The following is a 24,070-nucleotide window of genomic DNA, read 5'->3' as shown; positions in this document are numbered from 1 at the left end:
ATGTGCGTGCAAATTTACTAACTTTTTGCGAGATAGCCAAATTTGCACGCTATTTTTCTATTGTTTTGCCGGCAAAACCTGTTCAATATGCTGTTCACGATGACAAATCTGCACTTCTACACCAAACTTCCGGTGAATATGTTCGGCAAGATGCTGCGCAGAATATACACTGCGATGCTGACCGCCTGTACATCCGAAACAGAACATCAGAGAGGTGAAACCACGCTGCATGTAGCGGTTTACATGATGGTCGGCAAGTGCATAGACATGATCCAGGAACTTCAATATCTCACCATCATCCTCCAGGAATCGGATAACAGGCTCATCCAGACCCGTCAACTTCTTATAAGGCTCGTATCTGCCAGGGTTATGGGTACTTCTGCAGTCGAAGACATAACCTCCACCATTGCCCGACGGATCCTCTGGAATGCCCTTACGGAAAGAAAAACTATACACTCTTACCACCAGCGGTCCCTTACCATCATATTTAGAATAGGTGGCAGGTCCGTCCTGCGGATGCGCACGATAGATATTGTTGTCGGTAGTCTTATAGCCGTCTGCACGACTCAGCGCCACACTCTCTATCACCTTGAATTGTGGCAATTCGGTCAGTCTTCTCAACATATCCATCATATAAGGATAAGGGAATACCTTGTCACCCATCTTCAGAAGATCTCGCAGATTCTGGATAGCTGGCGGAATACTGTCGATGAAATGTTTCTTGCGTTCGAAATAGCCGCGGAATCCGTAGGCGCCCAAAACCTGTAAGGTACGGAAGAGCACAAAAAGACTCAACCGGTTTACAAAATGGCGCACCGATGGTACCTCGGTATAATGCTTCAAGGACTGGTAGTATTCCCAAACCAGTTCTCTGCGCAGTTTGAACGGATACTTAGCAGATGCCTGCCAGAGGAATGAGGCGAGGTCATAATAGAACGGTCCTTTTCTACCACCCTGAAAATCAATAAAGTATGGATTACCCTTATCATCCAGCATGATGTTGCGCGCCTGAAAATCGCGATAAAGGAAACAATCCATCGGTTCTGATGTCAGATCCTTGGCAAAAAGCCGGAAGTTGGCTTCGAGCTTCAGTTCGTGAAAATCCAAATCGGTAGGCTTCAGGAAACAATACTTGAAGTAGTTGAGGTCGAAGAGTACACTGTCTACATCGAATTCTGGCTGCGGATAGCAGTTCTGCCAATCCAATCCTCTTGCACCGCGAATCTGGATATTCGGAAGTTCACGAATGGTTTTCTTAAGGAGTTCCTTCTCTTTCTGATTGTAACGTCCGCCCGCATCTCGCCCGCCCTTGATGGCATCGAAAAGCGAAGTACCGCCAAGGTCTGTCTGAAGATAGCAGAGTTCATCATCGCTCACCGCCAGAATCTGGGGAACAGGCAACTGTCTGAGCTTGAAATGCTGAGCCAGATATACAAAGGCATGATCCTCATCACGACTGGTTCCTATCACACCAATTACCGTATCACCATCATGCCCAATGATACGGAAATACTGCCGGTTACTCCCCTGCCCTGCCAATTTTATGACATCAGCCGGTTCTTCACCCGCCCATTTTTCATATAAATCAATCAGCTTTTCCATCATTATTCAGTTTACGTCGTTTCCGATCATCATCAATCTTCTGTGCGAAGTTATCTCCGATAAAGAGAAGCAATAAGATACCCAGCGTAGTAAGGAACGAGTTTGTAGTAGTCATTCCCAACTCTGCCTTTGTAATATAAATGAGTCCTCCGATAACAATCAGAAAGACCACTGCTTTTTTCCAATCAATATTGTTCATGCTATGAATTTTCTATTATGCTGCAAAATTACACAATTAAATTGAGAAAACAAAATAAAAACAAAAAAAAATCGGATGTCTCACGACAACCGATTTCCAAAAACAAACTACTTAAAAACTAATCTACTAAAACAAATCAAAAAAATATCTTTGCCATCCCTTCGGATGATACTTTCTTTTATTTACGATGCAAAGTTACAAAAAAAGATTATTCGAACCAAATAATTTTGCTATTTTTTGCATCTTTATGACTAAAAAAACAAAAAAATAGGGATAATTCGCTGAGAATCACCCCTATTTGATATTTTCGCTTTGCAAACTCGCAGTCTTACGATGTGCTTTGTTTGCTCAAATTATTCATCTAATTACATCATGCCACCCATACCAGGTGCTGCAGCTGGTGCAGCTGGTGCAGGCTCTGGTTTGTCAACCAACACACACTCTGTTGTCAGGAACAAGCCTGCAATAGAAGCAGCATTCTCCAAAGCTACACGCTCTACCTTGGCAGGATCTACGATACCAGCCTGACGCATATCTTCGTAAACGTCCTTGCGGGCATTGTAACCGAAGTCACCCTCGCCCTCGCGTACCTTATTTACTACTACAGAACCCTCGCCACCGGCATTGGCAACAATCTGACGGAGAGGCTCCTCAATAGCACGCTCTACGATACGGATACCTGTTGTCTCGTCAGCGTTATCACCCTTCATATCCTTCAATGCCTCGAGAGCACGGATATAAGTAGTTCCACCACCAGCAACGATACCTTCCTCGATAGCGGCACGGGTAGCGCAGAGTGCATCGTCAACACGATCCTTCTTCTCCTTCATCTCAACCTCAGAGTTGGCACCTACATAAAGGACAGCTACACCACCGGCGAGTTTAGCCAGACGCTCCTGAAGTTTCTCCTTATCATATGAAGACTTGGTATTCTCAATTTCGTTCTTGATCTGAGCTACGCGATCCTGGATATTAGCCTTCTCGCCATGACCATTAACGATAGTTGTATTGTCCTTGTTGACGGTAACCTTGTCTGCTGAACCCAGCATATCCAAAGTTGCCTGCTCCAACTTCAAGCCCTTCTCCTCAGAGATAACAACACCGCCTGTCAATACTGCGATATCCTCCAACATTGCCTTGCGACGGTCACCGAAACCTGGAGCCTTCACAGCGCAAATCTTCAAACCGCCACGCAAACGGTTAACAACCAAAGTAGTCAAAGCCTCAGAATCAACATCCTCAGCGATAACCAACAAAGGACGACCACTCTCAGCAGCAGGCTGGAGAATTGGCAAGAACTCCTTCAAGTTAGAAATCTTCTTATCATAAAGAAGGATGTATGGATTATCCATTACACACTCCATCTTGTCTGCATCAGTCATGAAGTAACCGCTCAAATAACCACGGTCAAACTGCATACCCTCAACAACACCGATGTTGGTATCACGGCTCTTGCTCTCCTCGATAGTGATGACACCATCCTTAGAAACCTTGCGCATTGCGTCAGCCAAGAGCTTACCAATCTCAGCATCATTGTTGGCAGAAACTGTAGCCACCTGCTCAATCTTATCGTAGTTGTCGTCTACCTGTTCAGCATGTTCCTTGATGAAGGCAACAACAGCAGCTACAGCCTTGTCAATACCACGCTTCAAGTCCATTGGGTTTGCACCTGCAGTAACGTTCTTCAAGCCCTCTGTTACGATAGCCTGAGTCAGGATAGTAGCAGTTGTTGTACCATCACCGGCATCATCACCAGTCTTGCTGGCAACACTCTTAACAAGCTGAGCACCAGTATTTTCGAATTTATTCTCCAACTCTACTTCCTTAGCCACGGTAACACCATCCTTAGTAATCTGAGGAGCACCAAACTTCTTTTCGATTACCACGTTGCGGCCCTTAGGACCGAGAGTTACCTTTACTGCATTTGCCAACTGATCAACACCCTTCTTCAAGAGGTCGCGGGCATCCATATTATATTTAATATCTTTAGCCATAATATATTCTTTAAAAAAATGTTTAAATATCGCGAAAGGTATTTTTACCTTTTTACTTTTTTACCTTTTTACTTTTTTACCTTTTAGAATTACTCTTCTACTACAGCGAGTACATCGCTCTGACGCATCATGATATATTTAGTACCACCGAATTCGAGTTCTGTGCCAGCGTACTTACCATAGAGTACGGTATCACCTTCTTTGAGAATCATCTCTTCGTCTTTCGTACCCTTACCTGTAGCAACGACCTTACCACGCTGTGGTTTCTCTTTTGCTGTATCAGGGATAATAATTCCACCTACTTTTTCTTCAGCTGGTGCAGGAAGTACCAGCACTCTGTCTGCTAATGGTTTAATGTTCATGATTCTATAATATTTTAATTGTTATACATTTATTTTGCCAACAGGTATTGCTACCCGTCATCCCGCCAGTATACGAAAAACGTGCCAAAGCATCCATACTGACACTTTGACACGTTTAAATACTGACATTATATCACAAAAACTTGTGTTTTATTTCATCTTCCATTGATAATCGAATCTTTCAATATCCTCCTCAACCAGTGGATTACCATTCTGAACTTCGATGAAAGTCAGCTGTGTAATCGCCTTGATGGCATGATAATGCTCCAGAGGAATCACCACGGTATCACCAGCCTTCACATGTTTCTCCTCACCATCAAGTACAAAGATGCCCTCACCTTCTACGAATGTCCACACCTCTGAACGATGGTGATGAAGCTGATAACTGATATTCTTACCTGGCTTCAAGGTAATACTCTTGGTGAGCGAATGATTGCCGTCAGCATACTCAGAATCGTCAATCACCCGATAAGTACCCCACCTTCTTTCCTCATACATCGGACGCGGAGTAAGATGTTCTACCGCCTTCTTGATGTCCTCGGAATATTTCTTTGCACAGACGAAGATGCCATCAGGACTCGCTGCAACAACAGCATCCTTCAAGCCATCCACATACAGAGGCAACTGGAGTTCGTTGATGACATGCGTATTCTCGCAATGACTTCCCATCACCGCATTACCGATGCTGGCATGATGCAGCTCATCAGTGAGTGTGTTCCAGGTACCCAGGTCCTTCCATTCACCATTAAACGGTACTACCGCTACCGATTCAGCCTTCTCCGCCACCTCGTAGTCGAAAGAGATTTTTGGAAATTCGCTATATCTTGCACGAGTATCTTCAAAGTTCTCACTCTGCATATACTTACGTACAATCTGCATCATATAGCCCAAACGGAAAGCGAAGACACCACCATTCCAGTAAGCACCCTCCTCCAGGAGTTTCTCTGCTGTAGGCACATCCGGTTTCTCGGTAAATCTCTTCACTATCTGATACTTCTCTCCTTCTGCAAAAGGAACCACATAACCATATTTTGCACTTGGATAAGTAGGTTTGATACCCATCAGCACGAGGTCGGCGACGTTTTTCTCCACACATTCCACCATACGGGCTATGGTATGGAAATATTCCAACTCGGTATAAGGATCACAAGGCATAATAACCACAACCTCGTCATCCTCACATTTCTTCTTCAGTTTCAGATAACTTGCAGCTAAAGCGATAGCAGGGAAAGTATCACGCCTCTCCGGTTCGGTAACCACAGAAACCCGCTCTCCCAGCTGGTTCTGGATGATATCCAGCTGACTGGCGTTTGTAGCAAGCGTAATATCGCTGGTCAGATTTGCTTCCTGAGCCTGACGTACCACGCGCTGAACCATACTTTCCATCTCCCCATTCTCCTTTTCGAGCAATGGCAAGAACTGTTTGCTTCTAGCATTATTGCTAAGTGGCCAGAGCCTTTTACCCGAGCCACCCGATAACAAAATTAATTGCATATTATTACTATCTAAATCGTTTATTGTTCATACTTAAGATTTCACAAATTAACAATGAGAGACTGCATCACATCAGGAGTTTACTCCCAGTGCCAACAGGTCTCAAAGAAGAATCATCCGTGATAATCCGGCTGCAAAAGTACGTTTTTCTTTTGAGACCACCAAGCAATTTCTAAAAAAACTACCTATTCATATAAAAATACCTAGATATGCGCAAGAAAGTAAAAAGGAAGAAAAAACATCATTTAAACAGATTAAAAATAAGAAAAGCTGGTTCAAGTTGGTTCAAGTTGGTCTATTTCGATATTTTTTTGCTGATTTATTTCCGATTTTCAACTATTATTATTACCTTTGCGACCAAATATCAATTTAAGCATACCTCAATAACTTAAAAAGATATATAAATAACTAGGAGTATAAAAAAATAAGCAAATGACGAACAAGCATTATAAAGGAAATGAAATGATAAGGAGACTGGTGATAGGTGCCGATTTCGTTATTCTCAACATCGTACTGTTGTTCTATACCCAATATGGTCAAGAACTCATACCTGCGTATTTCGACAAAGCAACAAAGATTACCTTTTTTGTTGCCAATGCTGCCTTGTTCCTAGGCGAATACTTCTATTCCACCATCATTCATGTCAGAAAGATCGGGTTCCTACAGGTTACAAAGCGTACTTTATATCTGGCTGCAGCAACAACATTCTGTTTCTTTACCTTCTCAAGACTACTCGGTCACGGGGGAAAGATGTTCTCCTTCAGCATTATCTTCGGCATAACATTCTATCTGTCTCTCATCATAAGCCGACTCTGCGAGCTCAAATTACTAAAGTATTTCCGCTCTAAGGGCCGCAACTCACGCACCGTCGTCTTTGTAGGTAACGATCCTGCCGTGAGCGAGATGTACAAGACGATGACAGAAGATCCCTCGGCAGGTTATATCGTAAAAGGATATTATGCAGATGAAGACATCACTGATAATCCGGAAGGGTTGAAAAGAATAGGAAACATGAAACAGCTCAAAGAGATTATCTCTTCTACCATGAATGATACCATCAATGGTGAACCTTCCAGTATTGACGAGGTTTTCTGCTGCCTGTCGCATAAAGATCCTGAAATCATCAATATCATGCACTTCTGTGATAAGAATGTGATACACTTCTACTACCTGCCACGTGTGTTTGGTGAGTACAAATTGCATCTTGATGCCCAGAATTTTATGGGAAGGACGGTATATTCAAACCGCATAGAACCCCTAACAAGCATGTCAAACCGCATTATCAAGCGTAGCTTTGACATCGTGGTGAGCGGGCTTGCATGTTTGTGCGTTCTACCATTCATTCCATTCATAGCTCTCATCATCAAGATTCAGAGTCCTGGTCCAATTTTCTTCAAACAGGCAAGAACGGGTCTGAATGGTGATACCTTCTACTGTCTTAAATTCCGTTCCATGCATGTGAACAAGGATGCAGACAAGGCACAGGCGACAAAGAACGACCCACGTAAATTTGCTTTCGGCAACTTTATGAGAAAGACGAACATAGATGAGTTTCCTCAATTCTTCAATGTTCTTAAGGGAGACATGAGTATTGTGGGTCCGCGCCCTCACATGCTGCATCATACAGAGGTGTATGGAAGCCTGATAGATAAGTATATGGTTCGCCACTTCTCCAAGCCAGGTATCACAGGTTGGGCTCAGGTTACCGGGTTCCGTGGTGAGACCAAGGAGCTCTGGCAGATGGAGGAACGTATCCGCCGTGATATCTGGTATATAGAGAACTGGTCGTTCTGGCTTGATATCAAGATTATCTTCATGACAGTCAAGAGCATTATCTGCCCTGACAAGAATGCTTATTAGGAGTCTATAAAAAGAAAAAGAGGATGTGCCATAAGTTTGGAAAACAGTTGGCGCACAACAGTTGGTCACCGCATGCACATCAGCTGTTGTGCAAGCGCATATCAGCTGTTATGCAAGCGCACAACAGCTGTTGTGCGACCGGAGATACTAACTGTCTCAACAACATATACTAGCTCTTCCAACAACATATTCTAGATATACTAGCTCTTTCAACAACATATACTAGCTCTTCCAACAACATATCTTAGCTCTTCCAACAACATATACTAGCTTTTCCAACAACATAACCTAGCTCTTCCAGCAACAAGAAGAGGATGTATCATTAACTTATGACACACCCTCTTTTTAGGTATTCTCTTTACTTATTACTTAGATTACTTAGACGGAAGCCTGTTGAGCCAACAGGTAAGATCATTCAGCATTTGGTCGTGATATGGGAAACCATGGGCAGCATCTCGGAATCCCCATCCATGTCCGGCAGTCGGATAGATATGCATGGTACACTCGTTGCCCGCCTTGCTCATGGCTGAATAATAGGCTACGCCATTGGTTACAGGAGGAACAACCTTATCATCAAAAGACATCAGTATGATGGCACGAGGGGTAAGATTAGGACGAACAGCCTTGTCGTTAGACCACTCTTCTACCAGTTTCTTATTGGTATTACGCTCTTCACCCAAGAAGTTCACACATGATCCCTTATGAGAGATACGCTCATCCATTGAAATCACCGGATAGAAAAGAATCGAGAAATCAGGTCGCACAGCCGCCTCAGCATGAGTACTGACGGAAGAAGCCAAATGACCACCGGCAGAAAAGCCCATGATACCAACATCTTCCTTGTTTATTCTCCATACTGCAGAACTGTCACGAACGGTACGCATCGCCTGATAGGCATCACTCAACGGAATATTGCGGTTTCCATAAGGCATACGGTATTTCAAGACGAAGAAAGCGATACCCTGTTTGTTGAAATATTCTGCCCACTGATGTCCCTCATGATCCATTGCAAGATGGGAATAGCCACCTCCAGGACAATCTACTACAGCTCTTCCTGAAGGATTCTTAGGAAGATAACAGGTAAGTTCACTCTGTCCGTCGCTACTGTTCTTCAATACGAACTTGCGAGCGGTAGATTGAGCTGATGCTGTAATTGCTGGCAGCATCAGAAGAAAAAAAATCATTGTCTTTTTCATTTTTCTTTTTTGTTATGTTGTTTATATCTTTATTCTGTTTTGCTAAGATAATGCAAAGATAGGCATTTTTTCGTTAACCCTATGTTATTTTTTCTTCTTTTTTTGGTGTTTTTGTTCCAATCGCTTTGATTATTGGTTCTTTTTTGCTATATTTGCAGAAAAATTGCTGTAAACGGCAATCGGAGAAAACATCTCTCTTCTGCCGCTGGCATTTATTTAGAAGTCTCACTTATAAAATATTGACATAGAATAATGAAGGATTTTTTCAAGAACGTGGCAGCCACTATCGTAGGACTGTTTGCCTTCGGGCTGATCATGACCATCCTGGGATTCATCTGTATCATCGGAATGGTGGCATCGAGCAACAGTAAACCGGCACTGAAAGACAATGCGGTGATGGTGATGAAACTACAAGGACAGATTGAAGACCGTACTGAAGACAACTGGCTCGGCGAACTGACAGGCGAGCAGTTTAACAACATAGGCATGAACAGGATTCTCTCTTCTATCCGCAAGGCAAAGAATGAGGATAAAGTGAAGGGCATCTATCTGGAAACAGGTATCTTGGAGACAGATTATGCCACTTTGCAGGAAATCAGAAATGCACTTGCCGATTTCAAGAAGAGCGGCAAATGGATTATCGCATATGGTGATGCTCTCTCACAGGGTGGATATTATCTGGCTTCGGTTGCCAACAAGGTATATGTAAACCCAGAAGGCAATGTGGACTGGCATGGTATTGCATCGCAGCCACAATATATCAAAGATGTAGCAGCCAAGTTTGGCGTTCACTTTACGGTAGTGAAGGTAGGCAAATACAAAAGCTATACTGAAACATACACCGAAGACAAAATGTCGGATGCCAACAGAGAGCAGGTTTCACGCTATATTAGTGGACTCTGGCTACAGATGTTGGGAGATGTGAGCAAAAGCAGAAACATCAGCAAGGATTCACTGAACCGCTATGCTGACGGGCTGATGGTGTTTGATGATACCAAACTACTGAAATCTCGAAAGATGGTAGATGGATTCTGCTATTATGATGAAATCAGAGACGTGGTAAAGAAACAGTTAGGACTGAAGGCAGACGATACCATCAATCAGGTTGACTATAACGACGTAGATATGACTATAGACGACTCGAATCTGATGGGCGAAGAGATTGCCGTATACTACTGTCAGGGGTCCATTGTCAGGATGGAGACTCCTAGCATCTATGATTCTGAGCAACAGATAGTAAGTACAAAGGTCATCAAGGACCTTCAGGAACTTGCAGATAACAGTCAGGTAAAGGCCGTAGTTCTGCGTATCAATTCGGGCGGTGGCGATGCCTATGCTTCGGAACAGATCTGGAGAGCAGTTAAAGAATTAAATAAAAAGAAGCCGGTAGTGGTTTCGATGGGTGGTATGGCAGCATCGGGTGCTTATTATATGAGTATGGGTGCCCAATATATCATGGCACAACCTACAACATTGACCGGCAGCATCGGTATCTTTGGAGCCCTGCCAGATTTCAGTGACTTGATGACAAAGAAGTTAGGCTTCAAGTATGATGAAGTGAAGACCAACCGCAACAGTACCTATGCCTCTGCAGGCATGTCACGCCCATGGAGTGCAGAAGAGATTGCCACCATGCAAAACTATGTGAACCGTGGATATAGCCTCTTCCGCAATCGTGTGGCTGAGGGCAGAAAAATGAGTACCGAACAGGTTGAGAAGATTGCTCAAGGAAGAGTATGGCTGGGTACAGACGCCAAGAAGATCAAGTTAATTGATGGATTCGGCGGCTTGAGCGACGCCATCGACAAGGCTGCAGAATTGGCTCATCTCAGCAGTTATCAGGCGATAGAATATCCGGCATTGGCTGGATGGATGGAACAGTTGCTGGATATGGCGGGCGGAAACAAGGGAACATATCTTGACGAACAGTTGCGTCTGGCATTGGGTGACCTCTACCAGCCATTCATCATGATACGCAATATGAAGGAGAAAGAGCCTATACAGGCTGCACTTCCTTACGTACTGAACATACAATAACATTTATAATAAGGTATGCGTACATTAATATATAGACATACCGAATTAAGAGAAAGGAAACAGACATGAGAACAGAAGGCGATCTTATCAAGATCAACGACTGGCTGCTACCACTGAGTTGGATTTATGGCGGCATGGTCAGATTTCGCAATTGGCTCTTCGATATCGGACTGAAAAAGAGTCAGTCATTCTCAATCCCGATCATTTCTGTGGGTAACATCACGGTGGGCGGATCGGGCAAGACTCCCCATGTGGAGTATCTGATACGCTTGTTGCACGACAAGGTTAAGATAGCTGTGCTATCACGTGGTTACAAAAGAAAGACCAGTGGCTATGTGCTGGCAGATAAAGATACGACAATGTCAGAGATTGGCGATGAACCCTTCCAGATGCACAGCAAGTTTGACGATATCTATGTAGCCGTAGACGCTAAGCGTGTGAGAGGAATCGAAAAGTTGCAGAATGAAGAACCGACCAAGGATGTAGATGTTGTATTACTGGATGATGCCTTTCAGCATCGCTATGTGAAGCCAGGTATCAACATTCTGCTGGTAGATTACCACCGTCTGATCATCTATGACAAGATGTTGCCAGCAGGAAGACTGAGAGAACCTCTAAGCGGTAAGAACCGTGCAGACATTGTGATTATCACTAAATGTCCAAAGGACCTGAAGCCAATGGAATTTCGAGTACTCACCAAGGCTATGGACCTTTACCCTTTCCAGAAGCTCTACTTCACCTGCATCAACTATGATACGCCAAAGGGAGTTTTCGAAGACCAGCAGATAGCCAAGGAGGAGTTGAAAAACTACCATGCTCTGCTGGTTACTGGTATCGCATCGCCTAAGCAGATGGAACACGACCTGAAGCCAATGGTCAAGAGTATGCAGTCGCTGAGTTTCGGTGATCACCATCGCTTCAAGAATAAAGACATCACACGCATCAACGAGGCGTTTGAACAGATGCCAGAACCCCGTCTGATTATCACGACAGAGAAAGATGCCGTGAGACTAAAAGAGACAGAGGGACTCTATGAAATAGTTAAGAAAAGCATATACGAACTGCCTATCAAGGTAAGTTTCATGCTGGAACAAGAAGATAATTTTAACGACAAAATCATTAGCTATGTACGAAAAAATTCAAGAAACAGCATCCTGGCTAAAAGAAAGGATGACAACAAGTCCGAAGACAGCAATCATACTGGGAACCGGTCTCGGACAATTAGCTTCAGAAATAACTGACAGTTATGAATTTCCATATAGTGAAATACCAAACTTCCCAGTATCTACCGTTCAAGGTCATGCAGGCAAACTGATTTTCGGTAAGTTAGGAGGTAAAGATATCATGGCTATGGAAGGAAGATTCCATTACTATGAAGGATATGACATGAAGGCTGTAACCTTCCCAGAACGTGTGATGTACGAGTTGGGCATTGAAACCCTCTTTGTAAGCAACGCTTCGGGCGGTATGAATCCGGAATTCCAGATTGGAGACCTGATGATTATCGATGATCACATCAACTTCTTCCCAGAACATCCATTGCGCGGAAAGAACTTCCCTACCGGTCCACGTTTCCCGGATATGCACGAAGCATACGACAAGAAACTCCGCGACCTTGCCGACGATATCGCTAAGGAGAAGGGAATTGATGCAAAGCATGGCGTATATGTTGGCGTTCAGGGACCAACCTTCGAGACACCGGCAGAGTATCGCATGTATCGTGTATTGGGTGGTGACGCTGTAGGTATGAGTACTGTACCTGAAGTGATTGTTGCCCGCCATTGTGGAATCAAGGTTTTCGGCATCAGCATCATCACCGATCTTGGCGGTTTCGATGTACCTGTAGAAGTCAGTCATGAGGAGGTGCAGATTGCAGCCAATGCCGCACAGCCTAAGATGACAGAGATTATGCGAGAAATCATCCGCAGATCTTAAGTATAAATTATAAACTATTATTTATTTTGGATATCTCAAAGTTAGGTGAATTCGGTCTTATAAACCATCTCACCAAAGGTTATGAAAAGAAAAACGAGTCTACAGTTTATGGTGTAGGCGACGATTGTGCCGTGATGCATTATCCAGACAAGGAGGTGCTCATGACTACTGATATGCTGATGGAGGGCGTACATTTCGACCTTACCTATATTGACATGGTTCACTTGGGTTACAAGAGTGCAATGGTAAACATCAGTGATATCTTTGCTATGAACGGAACCCCACGTCAGATGGTAGTAAGCATAGCATTGAGTAAACGATTCAAAGTAGAAGACATTGATGAATTCTATAAGGGTCTTCGAATGGCATGCGACAAATGGGGAGTAGATATCGTGGGAGGTGATACTACCTCTTCTCTCACCGGTTTAGCCATCAGTATTACTTGTATCGGAGAAGCAGCAAAAGAAGAAATCGTATACCGCAACGGAGCCAAGGAAACAGACCTGATCTGTGTGTCGGGCGACTTGGGCGGTGCCTATATGGGACTTCAACTGCTGGAACGCGAAAAGGCTGTATACTACGGACAGATAGAAGATATCCGAAAGAAGATGGCTGAGGCTAAAGCAAATGGTGATAACGAGAAACTGGCTCTTCTGAACAGAGACTTAGAGAATATGCGCAACTTCCAGCCAGATTTCGCCGGCAAGGAATATCTTTTGGAAAGACAACTGCAGCCTGAGGCACGCGGAGATGTGATAGCACAACTGCGTGAGGCAGGTATCCGTCCTACCGCCATGATGGATGTGAGCGATGGTCTGAGCAGTGAATTGATGCATATCTGCGAACAGAGTCATTGCGGATGCAGAGTATATGAGAAGAACATACCTATCGACTACCAGACAGCCGTGCAGGCAGAAGAATTCAATATGAACCTTACCACCTGTGCTATGAATGGTGGCGAAGATTATGAACTTCTCTTTACCGTACCTATCGGTGACCACGAAAAGATTGAGGCAATGGAGGGTGTAAGGCAGATTGGCTACATCACCAAAGAAAATCTGGGCAAGTTCCTCATTACCAGAGACGGACAGGAATTTGAACTGAAAGCACAAGGTTGGAATCCGCTGAAAGATTAATTTCAAGCAAGGGGATATTTAGTTAATAAACATTAAGCAAGAGAAAATATTTCGTTTTCTCTTGCTCAATTAAAATATTTATTGTACCTTTGCAACCGCAAAAAGCAAGATGGTGCCATAGCTCAGTTGGTAGAGCAAAGGACTGAAAATCCTTGTGTCCCCGGTTCGATTCCTGGTGGTACCACTCCTCCTTTCATAAAAGGCGGTTACTAACTGTGGTTAGGGCCGTCTTTTTTTTATATCCATACCTTAAGGTAACAGATATTACAAACAAGACAAAGTATAGAATTTATTAAACAAACTAAACTTAAAAAGCTTATGAAGAAGATTTTAATAGCTTTATTGGTCTGTTTCTCATTTGTGACAGCCAATGCCAAAGATTACAGTAAGTATTATCAGAACTTACCAGTTCAGATGCAGCAACCAACATTGCCTAGCATCCCAGACAATCATGTCAGTATCTTAGAATGTGGCGGTAATGGTGACGGACTCACCATGAATACCCAGGCATTTGCCAAAGCCATCAGCAAACTGAACAAGATGGGCGGCGGTCATCTTAATGTGCCTGCAGGTATCTACCTTACCGGTCTCATCTCACTGAAGGACAATATTGACCTGCATCTGGAAAAGAATGCCATCATCGTTCTTTCAGAAGACAAGAACGACCACTTCAAGATAGACGAGACTACGGGAAAGAAAGAAAACCGTGCAACTCCTGCCATCAATGCCAGCAAGAGAAAAAATATTTCTATCACAGGCGAGGGCACCATTGACGGAAACGGAGAATGGTGGAGACCGGTAAAGCGCAGTAAGGTTAGTGACGTAGAATGGAAAGAATTCCAGGCTATGGGCGGAACTCTTAATGAAAAAGGTGACATCTGGTATCCATTCAATCTGAAACATCAACCTAACGTGGCAGAGAATATGGATACACAGGAGAAAACCCGAACACACATGATCAGATTCACCAGTTGCGAGAATGTGCTCGTACAGGGAGTTACACTTCTGAACAGTCCTAAATTCCATATCATCCCTACCCGATGCAAGAATGTAATTATCGACGGAATCACCGTAAAATGTCCTTGGAATGCCCAGAACGGTGATGCGATTGATATCTCCAGCTGTAAGGATGTACTCATCGTAAACAATGTGATTGATGCCGGTGATGATGGTATCTGCATGAAGGGTGGCGCAGGCGCATCAGGTGTGGCAGCAGGTCCTTGTGAAAACATCAATATCCAGGACAACACCGTATACCATGCCCATGGAGGTTTTGTTATCGGCAGCGAGTTCTCTGGCGGCATGAAGAATATTGTTGTTCGCAACAATACTTTCCAGGGAACAGATACCGGTTTACGCTTTAAAAGTGCAGTGAAGAGAGGCGGAACATCAGAGAATATCTATATCGACCATATCTACATGACCGATATCAAGGATGCAGCCATCACCTTTGAGACCACTTATTTTGACAACCATGTAGGTGCCCAGAAGCAGACAACTCCCGTAAAGCAGGAATTCCTGCCAAACTTTCAGGATATCCACATGAGCAACATCTACGTACGAGGTTGCGAAACAGGTATTGAAGCACATGGTGCAGAAGGTATGGTACACGATATCACCATCAAGAACTCCAATATCTTCTACACCAAGGAAGCTAAGAATATCGATGCTGCCTGCAAAATTCTGTTGGAAAACGTACGTTTTGAAAGTTTCGCAAAGTAAATTTTCTACTCAACATTCAAGAAGCCTACTTGACAACAGTAAGCGTATGTTCGCTTACCGTGAAATGAATATCAAGACCCTCATAAGGCATTCCATAGACCTTATGAGGGTCTTTCTGGTAATGCGGACGGGGATCTTGGGCAAGTACCTCTTTCAATATTTCAATCTTTTCTGCATTCAATCCCTGCAGACGCAGATGCCTGTCTACATCTTCAGAAATCTCTACATCAAGTTTCTGCCATTTGCGGTCATCAACAAAACCGCTCCTTGCCCCAGGATGAGAATCGGCATACACCACATACGGCTTGATGTCAAATATCGGTGTTTTGTCCATAAGATCAGCTCCCTTAACATGAATGACAGGACCATGAGGAGTCTCCCATTCGATATGAGAAATTTTTACCGATGAAAGACCTATATTATTGGGGCGGAAAGGACTTCGAGTGGCAAAGACACCCACTTTCTCATTGCCTCCCAACACAGGAGGACGAACAACCGGACTGTGCGCTTTGTGCCTATTGGCAGAAAATTCCCAAATCAGCCAAAGATAATCAAAGCCCTCCATGCCACGCAGCGCATCAGGGTTACGAAATTCGGGTTCAAAAACAATCTGTCCTTCCAGTTCTGCTACCAATCCAGCCTGTTTGGGGATACCAAACTTGCTACTGAAGGGAGAACGAAAATATGCTATTGGTTTTATCTCCATATTTACTAATTATTACACCTTAATTATATATAAGACGAAAAAAGGCATGAATTATTTTGCCGTATGCACAAAATAATGTACCTTTGCAGACAGAACAAAAAACAAAAAGAAATGAAAATACAAAGACCATCGTATGAAATCTGGTTACAGAAACCAGGTGAGCTCGGTATCTACCAGCAGATAGAACGAGCAGGAAGAGTATGCTATAAAAGTGAGAATAATACCACTGTGAATTCTGCCAAACCTTTCGTGGATCGGATGGTGCAGAGTGAACACTTTGCCATGCTGGAACATGGAACCGTGTATCTGGTATGCAAACATGGAGAGTTGCCGCTTTATACCCACAACAAGTTCTCACGTCTGAAAACTTTAGACGGCAAAGACTATATTACAACCAATCTCCGAGTATTGGCAGAAAACAAGGCGATGGATGATTTGAAATACCTCAGCAACTATGAAGAAGGTAAGCACGAACTCCGTATTACCGTTCATTTTACTACTCAGATTTCCATAACCCGAGAATATAACCGTCATCGTGCCAACTCTATGGCAGAGCAGAGTACCCGATACTGCAACTATTCGAAGAATAAGTTTGATAACGAGATTACCATCAACCTGCCTACATGGGTAGAAGCAGAAGGCTTCGATGGTTCACAAGATCCCAGCGACTACCGAATAGAAGATATGTGTGCTGACATTGCAGAAGGAAAAACTGCTGAATGGAGTAAACTCACAACTTGGATATTCGCCAATCAGGCTGCCGAATATGCCTACATGAAACTGATAGAGGCAGGTTGCAAACCACAGGAAGCACGAGCCATCCTACCATTGGACTGCAACACAGAACTGGTTCATACCGCTTTCGTGAGTGACTGGAAACATTTCTTCGACCTTCGCGCATTAGGTACTACCGGTGCACCACATCCTGATGCCAAGATTTTAGCCTTGCCACTGATGGAAGAGTTTAAGCAGAAAGGTTACCTATAAGGTTTAAAAAATATTAAAGCACCCTTTCAAAATACAGATTTTCTATTCTTTTGACATAACGAATAGATATATTTTGTATTTTTGCAGTGTGTTTTTCATAGTATTAGATTTAAGGTTATCAAGATTGGGGCTACGGCGGTAGCCCTTTTTTATTGTCTTTTTCAGCCTTACCTCTCTATTTTTTGCCGATTTTGCCACTTATTAGCCCCCAAAACGCATTTTTTTGAAGAAAAACAAAAAAAAGTTGGCAAAAAATTTGGTGGAACCAGAAAATAGTAGTACCTTTGCAACCGCTTAAGAAAACCAAGCTATAGTCATCCAGACTAAAACAATGGAGAGATGGTAGAGTGGTCGATTACAACGGTCTTGAAAACCGTCGTACCGAGAGGTACCGGGGGTTCGAATCCCTCTCTCTCCGCAAGAGCCTTCTGAAAGAAATTTCAGAAGGCTTTTTTTATTTTCGTATTTATATATTTCCTTCATATTCATTCACTATCCATGACAAGAAGACTTCAAATGCAAAATTATGCTATATTATTTGGTCATATCAAAGAAAACATGTAACTTTGCTAAAAAGTAAGCTATATGCAAGAAAAGACATGACAATGATAGATCGCTGTTACATAGAAATCACTAATACATGTAATCTCAACTGCCACTTCTGTCCAAAACATACAAGGAAGAAAAGACAGTTGAGTGCTGAGGAATTCGACCTGCTCACCGATAAGATACGCGGGAAGGTCTGTTTCCTATATTTCCACATTATGGGCGAACCCCTGCTACACCCTCTTCTACCCGAGTTTATCAATATGGCAAGAGAGAAAGGTTTCAAAACCGTACTTACATCCAACGGCACTCTGCTACCCAAAGCTATGGATCTCCTTGATACACTTCCCCACAAAATACAGCTCTCGCTCCACTCACACGAGAGTAATGCCAAGGGAGAGCTTGCCAGTTACATGAACGAGGTGATGACTTTTTCAACCCAAGCAGCAGAGAAAGGAACCTGCATAGTTCTCAGACTTTGGAACCAAGGAGGAAAAGACCGGGAAAATGAGGAAGTAATGGAGCACATCGAAAAATTTGTTCCCAAACCCTGGAAAGAACGACCTGACGGTTACAGACTTGCCAATAATCTCTATCTGGAGTTTGACAGGAAATTCGAATGGCCCAACTTTGATAACCATATCGAAGAAAAGAAAATGATAAAAGAAAATCAGAAGTCAGGTATCAGAGAAGAAAAAAGAGAAGTTTTCTGTAAAGCCCTACTCAAACAGATAGGCGTATTGGCAGACGGAACATTGGTACCCTGCTGTTTGGACCACAACGGAGATGTTGCACTTGGGAACCTGCTTGAACAATCGCTGGAAGAAATTCTGGCTTCACCCCGTGCCCAAGCCATGATAGAAGGTTTCAAGCACCATCAAGCCACAGAACATCTCTGTGAGACCTGTGAATCAGCCCTGGTAAGAAACAGTTTTAGAGGAAAAGCAAGAAGTTAATAGGAATTATGAAATATTATACAGCAATGACAATAGCTGGCTCAGACAGTTGCGGAGGAGCCGGCGTACAAGCTGACATCAAGACAATGTCAGCACTAGGCGTATATGCCGCATCGGCCATTACAGCCATTACCGTACAGAACACCCTGGGAGTTTATGCCATCCAAGACATCACCCCCGAAATCGTAAAGGGCCAGATAGAAGCTGTGATGGACGACATCCACCCAGATGCCATCAAAGTAGGTATGGTTAACGACCGTTCCACTATCCAGGCAATCGCAGAAACCCTGAAGAGATACCAAGGGGAATACCAGCATCTCATCATTGACCCTGTGATGGTTTCCACCAGTGGTTGCAGACTCATGCAGGAGGACGCTCTCAGCATTTTCATACAGGAGTTATTACCACTAGCTACCCTGCTAACACCTAACATCCCGGAAGCAGAGATACTGGCAGGAATGAAGATACAGAATAAGGAAGATATTCAGAACGCAGCTTTAGCCATCAGTAAGTTAGGCTGTAAATATGTACTCATCAAAGGCGGCCATTTCCAGGGAGCAGAAAAGATTGATTACCTCTTCGAAGACGGAAAACCTATTAACAGTTATCGAGGCATTAGCGTAAACACCCGTAATACCCATGGTACAGGTTGTACCCTATCCTCAGCCATCACTTCTTATCTGGCAAGAGAAATGGATATGAATACAGCTATCACCATGGCAAAGACCTATCTTTCAGGCGCAATTCTGGCAGGAAAAGATGTTCAGATAGGAAAAGGTCATGGTCCGGTGAATCATTTCTATGAACCCAAGGCACTGTTTATCAAATAACAGCCAACACCTTTATATAAACAAATAAAGTCACAACGAATATGAAATGGATAGTAATCACTCTGCCCGATTTTATAGAGAATGAATCAACCTATATCAACCAACTCTTTAAAGCAGGTATAGACCTGCTACATCTGCGCAAACCAGAATCAAATATAGAGGAGTGTAAGCGACTGATACAGGAAATCGACAAGAAATGGCATAAAAAGATCGTAGTACACGATCACTTCGAACTTTGTCAGGAATTTCATCTTCATGGTATTCACCTTAACAGAAGAAACCACGAGATTCCAGAAGGCTTTCAAGGAAGCATCTCACAATCCTGCCATAGTTTTAAGGAAGTAGAACAAGCTCTCCAGACTATATCACCCAAGAACAAAGACGAAAAGAGCGCGATTCTCAAACCTGCCTGCCATTATGTTTTCCTCAGTCCAATCTTTGACAGCATTTCAAAGAAAGGCTACAAACATTCCTTCTCTAACAAAGACTTAGAGGAAGCAGGCATCAATGGAATCATCAATGAGCGGGTTGTCGCATTGGGAGGTGTCACCCCTGAATATATTCCACAATTGAGAGCATGGAACTTTGGTGGAGCTGCTTTTTTAGGCGACGTCTGGAACAGAAGAACTGATGCAAAATGGACGGAATATCTTGCCGTAATTAAGCAGAAACTTACACCCGGAAATGCTAAGAATACGCTTAACAGTTCAAATATTTGGTAGAGGAAAATACACTACTTTCTAATAAGACAGACCGAATCTCAACAATAAAAATAAAAAAATGCTTTTTTATTTTGTATTGTCTTCGATTTGCACTACCTTTGCACCCATGATATATCCAGATAATTTTGAAAACAAGATAGGATTCAATGAAATCCGCAAGATGCTGCGCGAAAGATGCCTCTCTCCACTCGGAAAGGAACAGGTAGACAAGATGGCATTCAGCAGCGATGCAGAACAAGTTAACGAATGGCTCATGCAGGTGCGTGAGTTCCGCAGACTGATGGAGGAAGTAGAAGACTTTCCCCTACAATATTTCTATGATGTAAGGGAGAGCATCCTCCGTATCCGTGTAGAAAACAGTCACCTGGAAGAGGACGAGCTGTTTGACTTGCGACGTTCACTGTCTACCATAGCCGATATGGTAAAGATACTGAATCACAGCGATGACGATGACGAGCCGGAAGACGGATGGAAAAGAGAGAAAAAGTATCCCTACCCAGCCCTACATCGCCTTTCACAGGATGTAGTTACTTTTCCACAACTGATTCAGCGCATCGACCAGATACTTGACAAATTCGGCAAGATAAGAGACAATGCAACCCCTGAACTTCTTCAGATTCGCAGAGAACTGGCAAAGACAGAGGGCAGCATCTCACGTACCTTATATAGTATATTGCGCTCGGCACAAAGTGAAGGCATCGTAGAAAAAGACGTTACCCCTACCCTGCGTGACGGCAGACTGGTTATTCCCGTCATCCCTACTCTGAAGCGTAAAATCAAAGGTATCGTACACGATGAGAGTGCCACAGGTAAAACAGTCTTTATAGAACCTACCGAGGTGGTAGAGGCAAACAACCGTGTACGTGAACTGGAGGGAGAAGAGAGAAAGGAAATCATCCGCATCCTCACCGACTTTACCAACAAGGTACGCCCATACTCCAAAGAAATTCTGGACAGTTACCGCTTTCTTGCCATCATTGACCTGATACAAGCCAAGCAAAAACTGGCTGATATCTTCAAAGCCATAGAACCCGAGGTAGAAGACCACCCACACATAGACTGGACCCGTGCGATACACCCATTATTGCAGCTATCTCTACAGAAAAAAAACGAGAAAGTAGTTCCGTTGGATATCATGCTTACACAGGACAAACGCATTCTTATCATCTCCGGTCCAAATGCAGGCGGCAAATCTGTCTGTCTGAAAACCGTCGGATTATTACAGTATATGCTGCAATGCGGTTTGAGCATCCCTGTAAGTGAGCGTTCAAAGACAGGTGTTTTCCAGAACATCATGATTGACATCGGTGACGAACAGAGTCTGGAGAACGACTTGAGTACCTACTCATCTCATCTTCTGAACATGAAGAATATGATGAAGGCAGCCAATGGCGAGACCATCATTCTGATAGATGAGTTTGGTACAGGTACAGAGCCAGGCATAGGTGGTGCTATCGCCGAAGCTGTACTCGACAAGTTCTGCAAGCAGCAAGCTTATGGTGTGATTACCACCCACTATCAGAACCTGAAGCATTTTGCCGACAGCCATGAAGGAGTGGTTAACGGCGCCATGCTCTACGACCGCCATGAGATGAAAGCCCTCTTCCAATTAGCTATCGGCAGACCAGGTTCTTCTTTCGCTATCGAAATTGCAAGAAAGATAGGATTACCCGAAGAAGTAATCAAGGAAGCTTCAGATATCGTTGGTTCTGAATACATTCAAAGCGACAAGTATCTGCAGGATATTGTTCGTGACAAGCGATATTGGGAAAACAAACGCCAGAATATCCATCAGCGTGAAAAAGACATGGAGAAAACAATCTCCAAGTACGAAAACGACATAGAGGATATTGAGCGAAGCAGAAAGGCAATTCTCAAAAAGGCAAAAGAAGAAGCCGCAGAACTTCTGAAAGAAAGTAACAAGAGAATCGAAAACGCCATCCGGGAAATCAAAGAAAGCCAGGCTGAAAAAGAAGAAACCCGCCGTATCCGTCAGGAACTTGATACCTTCAAGCAAGAGGTTCAAGAAATTGATACCAAGGAGACCGATGACAAAATTGCCCGCAAGATAGCCCAGATTCAACAACGCAAAGAGCGCCATGCCAAGCGCCAGGCTGAAAAGAAAGAGAATCAAGAAAAGGCTGCTGCAGCACTAAGAAATGCACAGAACAAGACTCAAGCAGATAGCAAACGTGATATTCAGATTGGCGATACGGTGCGCATCAAGGGACTGACTACTGTCGGAAAGATAGAAAACATTACTGGAGATACAGCAACTGCCGTATTTGGAGGAATGAGAACCAAGATGCGCCTGAACCGTCTGGAGCATGCCACAACTCCTGTTGAAAATGCAGACAAGACAGAAGAGCGCAAGGAAAATCTGGCTTCATACGGTATCAGTAAGGAAACCAGAAAGACCATAGACTCACATAAATCCAACTTCCACCAGGATCTGGACGTTCGCGGAATGCGAGGCGATGAAGCACTTAATGCGGTACAATACTTCATCGATGATGCTATCCTGGTAGGAATGCCAAGAGTCAGAATCCTTCACGGAAAGGGAAATGGCATCCTAAGACAACTCATTCGCCAATATCTGAGTAGTGTGCCTAATGTGACCCATTATGCAGATGAACACGTACAATTTGGCGGATCAGGCATTACGGTAGTTGATTTTTAGCAAACAAACGTTAAACAACTGAAGTTTTTCGGCAAAACATTTGGCGGGTTCAAAGAAAAACCGTACCTTTGCACCCGCTTAAAAATTGAGACGGACAAGTCTCATACGACCAGCTCCCTCGGAATCCCCCAGGATGGGAACATAGCAAGGGTACTTGGTTGTAGCGGTGCGATATGAATCGCTTGTCCACCCGCCTCTTTAGCTCAGTTGGCCAGAGCACGTGATTTGTAATCTCGGGGTCGTTGGTTCGAATCCGACAAGAGGCTCAAAAAGGAATCTTCTTTTGGAAGGTTCCTTTTTTTTATTTACATACATTTTACTTCTATATTTCATAACATTACAGTTCAAACCTCTATTTCACGAGGATTTATCTTTAATTATATATAAATATTTCCACCCTTTACACCTTATATAATAAAAAAGTTGTATTTTTGCAAATTGATATGTTACATCCGTAGAAATACAATAAAAACAATGAATACAGAAAATAACGAGAATCAGGAAGAAAAGAAGACAAGCCAGCAAATGCATAAGGTTAAAACGATTATCATCGACACAGGCAAGATAAGACAAACCAAAGCATTTGCCCGGCAAGACGGCGCCATCCTCGGAGTTGTCTGGATTGTCAGTTTCGTATGTACCATGCTGGCAGTAGACCCGCAATATCAGATGCTGGGATTCATTTCCAACATTCTCATCATAGCAACCCCATTTGTTGTGGCCAAGCGACTGAAGGCATTCCGTGACTATGCAAGAGACGGACATATCTCTTTCCGTCATGCATTCTACTATTGCATCCAGACATTCTTCAATGCAACCCTTCTGCTTACCCTTGTGCAATATCTTTGGTTCCGTTTTATGGATACGGGTCTATTCATGAACCAACTGCAAACCAACTATCAGATTGTAGCACAAGCGTATCAGTTAACTGCAGAGGAATCTAAAACCCTTCTTGATGCCGTCAGTATGATGAAACCGATAGCCTGGGCTTCCATGTTTATGATTACCGACCTGGTAGCAGGTGCTGTACTCAGTCCGATTATTGCTGCTGTAATGGCAAAGAAGGATAAACAACAGCATACAAAATAACAATAAATAAGAAACAA

19 protein-coding genes and 3 tRNA genes are annotated in these 24,070 nt (G+C 43.4%); 15 read left to right on the top strand and 7 right to left on the bottom strand.

The window, feature by feature from the left end; all coding sequences use genetic code 11:
* Positions 1-57 precede the first annotated feature (57 nt).
* From NNC77_RS00360 to NNC77_RS00340, 5 genes are all read right to left on the bottom strand, one after another.
* On the bottom strand, positions 58-1,602 hold the full coding sequence (locus NNC77_RS00360; protein WP_153139401.1) for a RapZ C-terminal domain-containing protein: 1,545 nt from the start codon (positions 1,600-1,602) through the stop codon (positions 58-60).
* Positions 1,586-1,801, bottom strand: coding sequence for a hypothetical protein (locus NNC77_RS00355; protein ID WP_006846290.1), 216 nt, complete (start codon positions 1,799-1,801; stop codon positions 1,586-1,588). The genes NNC77_RS00360 and NNC77_RS00355 overlap by 17 nt, the downstream gene beginning before the upstream one ends.
* Positions 1,802-2,166: 365 nt before the next feature.
* Complete coding sequence (groL, locus tag NNC77_RS00350) at positions 2,167-3,795, bottom strand: chaperonin GroEL (RefSeq protein WP_006846289.1); 1,629 nt, start codon at positions 3,793-3,795, stop codon at positions 2,167-2,169.
* 89 nt (positions 3,796-3,884) lie between these two features.
* On the bottom strand, positions 3,885-4,157 hold the full coding sequence (locus NNC77_RS00345) for a co-chaperone GroES (RefSeq protein ID WP_153112893.1): 273 nt from the start codon (positions 4,155-4,157) through the stop codon (positions 3,885-3,887).
* A 150-nt stretch (positions 4,158-4,307) separates the two neighbouring features.
* Positions 4,308-5,651, bottom strand: a complete 1,344-nt coding sequence (locus tag NNC77_RS00340) for a sugar phosphate nucleotidyltransferase (protein ID WP_218487441.1) — start codon at positions 5,649-5,651, stop codon at positions 4,308-4,310.
* Between the two features lie 432 nt (positions 5,652-6,083).
* On the opposite strand from NNC77_RS00340, the gene NNC77_RS00335 reads away from it, so the two are divergent.
* A complete protein-coding gene (locus tag NNC77_RS00335; RefSeq protein ID WP_254969568.1) occupies positions 6,084-7,511 on the top strand; it encodes an undecaprenyl-phosphate glucose phosphotransferase in 1,428 nt (475 codons plus the stop codon).
* A 374-nt stretch (positions 7,512-7,885) separates the two neighbouring features.
* Here the strand turns inward: NNC77_RS00335 and NNC77_RS00330 are convergent, their stop codons facing one another.
* Entirely contained in the window at positions 7,886-8,695 is an 810-nt protein-coding gene (locus NNC77_RS00330) for an alpha/beta hydrolase (protein ID WP_254969567.1), read from the bottom strand.
* A gap of 264 nt (positions 8,696-8,959) precedes the next feature.
* On the opposite strand from NNC77_RS00330, the gene sppA reads away from it, so the two are divergent.
* The 6 genes from sppA (at position 8,960) to NNC77_RS00300 (ending at position 15,537) form a co-directional block, all read left to right on the top strand.
* Positions 8,960-10,744 (top strand): signal peptide peptidase SppA, encoded by a 1,785-nt coding sequence (sppA, locus tag NNC77_RS00325; protein WP_234564300.1) that lies wholly within the window; start codon positions 8,960-8,962, stop codon positions 10,742-10,744.
* A 65-nt stretch (positions 10,745-10,809) separates the two neighbouring features.
* Positions 10,810-11,985, top strand: coding sequence for a tetraacyldisaccharide 4'-kinase (gene lpxK, locus NNC77_RS00320; RefSeq protein ID WP_117727747.1), 1,176 nt, complete (start codon positions 10,810-10,812; stop codon positions 11,983-11,985).
* Complete coding sequence (locus NNC77_RS00315) at positions 11,870-12,679, top strand: purine-nucleoside phosphorylase (RefSeq protein ID WP_082231209.1); 810 nt, start codon at positions 11,870-11,872, stop codon at positions 12,677-12,679. Before lpxK ends, NNC77_RS00315 begins: the two co-directional genes overlap by 116 nt.
* Before the next feature lie 23 nt (positions 12,680-12,702).
* Positions 12,703-13,815, top strand: a complete 1,113-nt coding sequence (gene thiL / locus NNC77_RS00310) for a thiamine-phosphate kinase (RefSeq protein WP_117727746.1) — start codon at positions 12,703-12,705, stop codon at positions 13,813-13,815.
* 111 nt (positions 13,816-13,926) lie between these two features.
* A tRNA-Phe gene (locus NNC77_RS00305) sits at positions 13,927-13,999 on the top strand.
* Positions 14,000-14,133: 134 nt separating this feature from the next.
* Positions 14,134-15,537 carry a glycoside hydrolase family 28 protein gene (locus NNC77_RS00300; RefSeq protein ID WP_118064276.1) on the top strand — a complete coding sequence of 468 codons (1,404 nt, stop codon included), beginning with the start codon at positions 14,134-14,136 and terminating at the stop codon, positions 15,535-15,537.
* 25 nt (positions 15,538-15,562) lie between these two features.
* Here NNC77_RS00300 and tsaA read toward each other — a convergent pair whose 3' ends face one another.
* Positions 15,563-16,243 carry a tRNA (N6-threonylcarbamoyladenosine(37)-N6)-methyltransferase TrmO gene (gene tsaA, locus NNC77_RS00295; RefSeq protein ID WP_117692001.1) on the bottom strand — a complete coding sequence of 227 codons (681 nt, stop codon included), beginning with the start codon at positions 16,241-16,243 and terminating at the stop codon, positions 15,563-15,565.
* A gap of 111 nt (positions 16,244-16,354) precedes the next feature.
* On the opposite strand from tsaA, the gene NNC77_RS00290 reads away from it, so the two are divergent.
* From NNC77_RS00290 to NNC77_RS00255, 8 genes are all read left to right on the top strand, one after another.
* Entirely contained in the window at positions 16,355-17,230 is an 876-nt protein-coding gene (locus tag NNC77_RS00290) for an FAD-dependent thymidylate synthase (protein WP_118064335.1), read from the top strand.
* 333 nt (positions 17,231-17,563) lie between these two features.
* Positions 17,564-17,648: transfer RNA gene (locus NNC77_RS00285), tRNA-Ser, on the top strand.
* A 181-nt stretch (positions 17,649-17,829) separates the two neighbouring features.
* Positions 17,830-18,732 carry a radical SAM/SPASM domain-containing protein gene (locus NNC77_RS00280; RefSeq protein WP_254969566.1) on the top strand — a complete coding sequence of 301 codons (903 nt, stop codon included), beginning with the start codon at positions 17,830-17,832 and terminating at the stop codon, positions 18,730-18,732.
* A gap of 8 nt (positions 18,733-18,740) precedes the next feature.
* Complete coding sequence (thiD, locus tag NNC77_RS00275; protein WP_254969565.1) at positions 18,741-19,562, top strand: bifunctional hydroxymethylpyrimidine kinase/phosphomethylpyrimidine kinase; 822 nt, start codon at positions 18,741-18,743, stop codon at positions 19,560-19,562.
* Between the two features lie 41 nt (positions 19,563-19,603).
* The gene (locus tag NNC77_RS00270; protein WP_254969564.1) at positions 19,604-20,284 is read left to right on the top strand and encodes a thiamine phosphate synthase; all 681 of its coding nucleotides are present in this window, start codon (positions 19,604-19,606) and stop codon (positions 20,282-20,284) included.
* Positions 20,285-20,390: 106 nt separating this feature from the next.
* Entirely contained in the window at positions 20,391-22,964 is a 2,574-nt protein-coding gene (locus tag NNC77_RS00265; RefSeq protein ID WP_119226866.1) for an endonuclease MutS2, read from the top strand.
* A 192-nt stretch (positions 22,965-23,156) separates the two neighbouring features.
* Positions 23,157-23,230: transfer RNA gene (locus tag NNC77_RS00260), tRNA-Thr, on the top strand.
* A 208-nt stretch (positions 23,231-23,438) separates the two neighbouring features.
* Positions 23,439-24,053, top strand: a complete 615-nt coding sequence (locus NNC77_RS00255; protein WP_254969563.1) for a DUF4199 domain-containing protein — start codon at positions 23,439-23,441, stop codon at positions 24,051-24,053.
* Positions 24,054-24,070: the final 17 nt, after the last annotated feature.

It is taken from the genome of Segatella copri (assembly GCF_024330485.1).
In the GTDB taxonomy this organism is placed as follows: Bacteria; Bacteroidota; Bacteroidia; order Bacteroidales; family Bacteroidaceae; genus Prevotella; species Prevotella copri_L.
This window is presented reverse-complemented; position numbering and strand designations above follow the sequence as displayed.